Origin of the sequence: Prosthecobacter sp. (genome assembly GCF_049294395.1) — a bacterium.
Lineage (GTDB): Bacteria > Verrucomicrobiota > Verrucomicrobiia > Verrucomicrobiales > Verrucomicrobiaceae > Prosthecobacter.
Window position 1 is genome coordinate 1 of sequence record NZ_JBAQCR010000326.1, and the last position, 5,443, is coordinate 5,443.

4 protein-coding genes are annotated in these 5,443 nt (G+C 60.5%); 3 read left to right on the plus strand and 1 reads right to left on the minus strand.

The genetic code is table 11. The features are described 5' to 3' along the window. Positions 1–1,160: efflux RND transporter periplasmic adaptor subunit (locus WAW39_RS21445; RefSeq protein WP_422321206.1), on the minus strand; the 1,160-nt coding region annotated here is incomplete at its 3' end. 526 nt (positions 1,161–1,686) lie between these two features. Between WAW39_RS21445 and WAW39_RS21450 the strand changes: the two genes are divergently transcribed. From WAW39_RS21450 to WAW39_RS21460, 3 genes are all read left to right on the plus strand, one after another. Further along, entirely contained in the window at positions 1,687–3,087 is a 1,401-nt protein-coding gene (locus tag WAW39_RS21450) for a hypothetical protein (RefSeq protein WP_422321207.1), read from the plus strand. Then, complete coding sequence (locus WAW39_RS21455) at positions 3,084–3,926, plus strand: sugar phosphate isomerase/epimerase family protein (protein WP_422321208.1); 843 nt, start codon at positions 3,084–3,086, stop codon at positions 3,924–3,926. The genes WAW39_RS21450 and WAW39_RS21455 overlap by 4 nt, the downstream gene beginning before the upstream one ends. Before the next feature lie 147 nt (positions 3,927–4,073). Continuing rightward, positions 4,074–4,925 (plus strand): helix-hairpin-helix domain-containing protein, encoded by an 852-nt coding sequence (locus WAW39_RS21460; protein ID WP_422321209.1) that lies wholly within the window; start codon positions 4,074–4,076, stop codon positions 4,923–4,925. Positions 4,926–5,443 lie beyond the last annotated feature (518 nt).

Genomic DNA, 5,443 nt, shown 5'->3' on the forward strand with positions numbered 1-5,443 from the left:
TCTGTGAGTCCCGCGCTGATCTCCAATGGCTTCACAAACTTGCCGTCTGCAATCCAGAGCGTCCCCTGCTGCTGGGCGTCGCTTTCATTGACCGCCTTGCGGGCGGCATGGGCCGCGCTGCGCGCATCAGGGGAAACAAGGCCCGCCTCCGGCCACCAGCGCAGCGCAACGTTTGGCACCATGAGCACATCATTGCGCCGTCCCACTTCAAACTTCACGTTGGCCGTGAGATAGGGCAGCAGCCTGCCGTCGGGATTGTCGGTGTTCACCTCGACCGTGTAAGTCACCACGTTTTGCGTCATCGTTGCGTTGAGGCGAACCTTTTCCACGGTGCCGTGGAATTCCTGACCCGGAAAGGCATCGACGGAAAAGGTCGCCGGACTGCCCACCACGATGTGACCAATGTCCGCCTCGTTCACCGAGACCCAGACCTGGATGCGCCGCAGATCCTTCGCCAGGAGAAACAAACTGGGCGCGCTCAAACTCGACACCACCGTCTGGCCGATGTTCACCCGGCGGTCAATGACCACGCCTTTGACCGGTGCCTTGATCGTGCAGTAGGCAAGATTGCGCTGCGCCGCATGCAGCGCGGCCTTCATCTGCGCAACCGCTGCCTGCGCGGCCGCGAGGCTGGCTTTGGAGGTGTCGAGCGTGGCAAGGTATTGATCATACACCGTAGCCGCGACAGACTCGCCGGAAGGAAATTTCCGCACACGGTCCCAGTCCCGCTGCGCCGCAGTGAGCTTGGCCTCCATCTGCAACACATTGGCCTCCGCGCTGTCCAGATTGGCCTGCGCCTGCGCAACGGCATCGCTGTAAAGTGCATCGTCAATCTGGGCCAGCACCGTGCCGGCTTCGACGGGCGAACCGTAGTCCACCTCTTCGCCCTTCGCATCCTTGCCGAAGTTGATGATCTGCCCCGCCACCTGCGCCCCCACATCCACCACTTCCTCCGGTTCCACCGTGCCAGTCGCGCTGATCATTGCGACCAGAGTTCCACGTTTGACCGGCGAAGTCTTCAGCACAGGCTCCGCTGCTGCCGTCGAGTGTACACGCCACCAATAGCCGCCGCCCCCGATGAGTGCCAGCATCAGCAGGGCCATGATCAGTCGTTTGAACCAGCGCATTGTTTTGTCTCCATGGAAAGGTTTGAATTCCATGCCCAAAGCTTCTCGGTCACGGGTGCCGCAGGTGATACGGCGACAGACACAGTGGAGCGCGAAAGCAGTGTCTTTGCTGCGCATGAGTTGCTTTCTTCATGATCTTTCTTTGTCGCAGCAAACTAAAACCCGTAGGGTTAAATTGAGCTATTTGACATTCTTATTGAGCCTTGCGCAATTGACTGACAAGAAGAGCGTTCCTGGTGGAAGTGGACTCGGTGCCTGAATGCGGCAAACTTGCTGCGGGGCTCATTGCAGACGCTGCTGGCAGGCTTGAAGTGTGGCGGAGTGCTGGGTTTGCTTCCCAGCCTGGCTGCCAGAACCCAGGGGAGCACTCGCTAATGCTCGGCACCCCTGGGCTGTATGACGGAAGGCCGTTGGCCTTCAAGACAAGTGCGTCAGTCTATTGAGCAAGTCTCAATAAGCAACGCATCCCGGGCCAAAAGAGAGTTCAATCATGACACTTGATGGGTAGATCATCCCCCTGCGGGGGCTAGTATGCTTTCGTTTCAGCGAACTCCTCACCATGAACCTCTTCGTTTCAGATCCCGCCGTTCGGCAGAGGTTGGTCGAGTTTTTAGGAGGCGACTCCCTCGACCACGCCACTGCGGTGTTTCTGACTCATACCGATGGCTGCCCGTATGACCGGCGGGAGCTGCGCCCGCCTGCGGAGCTCGATTGGTTCTTGGAGCGCGACATGGACATCGCGCGCTCCGTGGCAGACTCAGAGTCGCATCTGTTCCATCTCGATGTGGAGTATGTGAATTTCGACTCTCCTGCCGAAGCCTTTGTGGATCCCTGGCGCTGCTTTGAACTCCAGGAACCCGTCGTGCGCGTGATCGAGTCGCTCCTGCTCGAATGGGGCATTCAGCCCCTGCATCTCATCACTGGCCAGGGCCACCATTTTGTGTGGCGCATCCGGCGGAGCTCGGACATTGCCGCCCGCATCACCGCCCTCTGCCCTTCGCCCGAACTCATCGCTCCCTGCATGGAGCGCGTCCCGCCCATCCTCAGCGGTGGCATTGGTCCGGCGGATCAGGCCAGCTTTGCAGCCATCGCCCTGCTCGTCGAATTTGTGGCGCACAGGATCAAGGAGAAGGCCGCCCCCTTGTCCGCACTCCCCGTCGAAATCACCGCCGTTCACGTCGGACCTTGCGCCACAGCGCAGCGTGAAATGATCTCCATCGACATCTCCGAATACGGCGACCCGCTGCACACGCGCACCATTCGCATGCCATTCACCAATTACCGCAAGCCTTGGATGACGGGCATCGCCAGCAGGCTCAGATTGGAAGATGAACTCCCCGCCATCCGCTCCATCCCGCTGCATGAAATGGATTACCGTCAGGCCATCAAAGTCCGCCAGGTGAAAGAGGACATGCTGGATCTGGCGCAGCGCGCCTGCGTGCGCATCCCCCTTCAGGAGGAGGGCACTCACCACCTGCTGGAGCACTATCTCGCCTCCCGCCTGCGCCGCTTTCATGAGTTCTACTACTCCACGCAGCATGATCCGAAGGAGCGCTGGCATGAGACCTACGACAAGACGCCCCTCACTGTCCTGCCGCATTGCGTGCGCCACCTGCTGGAGTTTCCCAATGACCTGCTGCTAAAACCGGCGGGCATGCAGCTGGTCACACGCTGCCTGCTGGCCCAGGGCTGGCACCCACGCCACATCGCCGGCTTGATCCGTTCCAAGTTTGAAGATCCATCCCATGGCTGGGGCATCGACTGGAGCGACTATGAGGCGGGCACCCGCGCGGACTTCTACACACGGCTCTTTGCCTGCCTGCACCTGACCGGCCTTGATCGTCTTGTCGATCTCAACTGCACCTCCACTCGCGAGAAAGGCTTCTGCTTTCCTCCCACTCAGGGCAGTTGCGATCTGGAACCCACACGGCAGCAGCTCCTCGCCAAACTCACCCCATGATTGACTGGCCCATCGCACTCTCCACCGGCTGTTTCTACCAGCGCAGCATCTTCGATATTTTGAAACCCGTGCATGATGCCGGATTTCGCGAGATCGAAGTCTGCTCGTCTCCCCGCCATCTCGACTTTCACAATGTGGATGATGTCCGTCGTGCTGGCGAACGGATGCGCGATCTGGGCCTGCATCCAGTCTCCTTTCACGCCCCCTTCGCCGAACGCATCGACATCACATCCTTCAGCAAGCCCGTGCGGGATGCCGCTGTGCATGAACTGCTTCGCGCCTCTGAAGCCGCTGCGCTGCTGGGCTGCACCTACGTCGTCCTTCATCCCGGCCCTGAGCGCGAAGGTCGACCTCCGGAGGCAGACTTCATCCAGCACATGCACCATGCAGCGGAGTCTCTCAATCTCATCGCTGCACGCTGCTGTGAGCTGGGCGTGCAGCTCCTGCTGGAAAACATGCTGGCCCATTTGCTCTGCGGTCATGTGCGCGACATGATGTATCTCCTCGGAGAAATCAGCACCTGCAATGTGGGCACCTGCCTGGACACCGGGCACGCTCATCTCGCTCGCGAATTGGGCCTGGTGATCCAGAAGCTCTCAGGCCATCTCAAACTGGTGCACATCAATGACAATCGCGGCGACTGGGATGCTCACCTGCCGCCCGGCGAAGGCACCATCGACTGGCCCTGGGTCATTCAAGATCTGCGCCGCAATCAATTCTTCGGCCCCCTCGTTCTGGAACTTCAGGGATCAGGAAACGAGGCCGTCGAGATCGTCCTGGCACGCGCGGTGCGCGCACGGGAGTTCCTGGAGAAAGCGGGCCACGAACCTCCTCGTTGAGCACCTTGCCCCCGCTTTCACCGCATCACGCGCCGAGTTCCCGATGAAAGTCCATCATCTCACCGTTGAGGAGGCCTGCCGCAGCGGCATGTTCCTCGCGGAAGAGCTCCGCAAAGCAGTGCAGAGACGTATCCTTGGAACCACCGCATGACACCGAACCAGCAGATCGCCGGCAGCCTCGAAGAGGTCTCCCGCATCCTCGCCGAACAGGGCGCCAACCGCTTCCGCGTGCAGGCTTATGTGAATGCGGCGGACGCCCTCCGCACGCTGCAGGAGCCCGTCGCAGATGTGCTCGCTCGTGAAGGTCTGGAAGGCCTGGAAAAGATTCCCGGCGTGGGTGACACCATCGCGCATGTCATCCGGGACATCGTGCTGCACGGCAAGTCGGGCATGCTTGAACGCCTGCGCGGAGAGAGCGATCCCATCGCGCAGCTGGCCTCCGTGCCCGGCATTGGCAAAAACACCGCCTGGAAGCTGCATGAGGAGCTGGGCATTGAAACGCTCCAGGAGCTGGAGGCCGCCGCACATGACGGACGTCTGGAAAAAATCGCAGGCATCGGCATGAAGCGGCTCGCCGGCATCCGCGACACACTCGCGCAGCGTCTGGGCCGCCTGCCAAAGCCACGTTCATTCCATCCGCTCTCCGCCGATCCCTCCATTGCGGAGATTCTGGATGTGGACCGCCAGTACCGGGAAGACGCCCGCGCGGGAAAGATCAGGCTCATCGCCCCGAAACGATTCAATCCCACCGGCGAAGCCTGGTTGCCCGTGATGCACACCATGCGCGGCCCGCGTCACTACACCGCCCTTTTTTCCAATTCCGCCCACGCCCATGATCTCGGCAAGACCCACGACTGGGTCGTCCTCTTCTATGATGGAGATGGCACCGAACGCCAGTGCACCGTCATCACCTCCACCTTTGGCCCGCTCCAAGGCCGCCGCATCGTCCGTGGCCGCGAGGCTGAGTGCAGCCGCTTCTACGACAGCACCCCAAACTGATTTCCAAATCAAACCGATGCCCCTCCCATATGGACTGCGGTCGCAAAGTGAGGAACGAACGTAGCTACCGCTTTCGACGGACTCGGTGGCGCGCGCATACCACGATATATTCGAACGCGGCAGCCATTAACTCTTCGCCAGCCGCCCGCGCCCACGACACTCATAAACAGCACCTCATCGCAGCCACACCCCAAAACGCGCACAACCTGTTGAGACCTGCGCAACAGACCAGCATCCTCGTCTTGAAGACCAACGGCCTTCCGTAATATAGAGCGTTTCCCGAAACTCATTCCCATATCAAGCCGATGCAACTTCCCATATGGACTGCGGTCGCGAAGTGAGGAACGAACGCAGCTACCGCTTTCGACGTGCTGGTCGGCTCACGCATACCACGAGATATTCGAACGCGGCAGCCGGTAACTCTTCTCCACCATACTCACCCCACGCCCACCACGCGACACTCATAAGCAGCACCTCATCGCAGCCACACCCCAAAACGCGCACAACCTGTTGAGACC

Excerpts from the sequence above, each read along its gene's own strand:
- WAW39_RS21450 (WP_422321207.1), top strand. The coding sequence starts at position 1,687 with ATGAACCTCTTCGTTTCAGATCCCGCCGTTCGGCAGAGGTTGGTCGAG.
- WAW39_RS21455 (WP_422321208.1), top strand. The coding sequence starts at position 3,084 with ATGATTGACTGGCCCATCGCACTCTCCACCGGCTGTTTCTACCAGCGC.
- WAW39_RS21460 (WP_422321209.1), top strand. The coding sequence starts at position 4,074 with ATGACACCGAACCAGCAGATCGCCGGCAGCCTCGAAGAGGTCTCCCGC.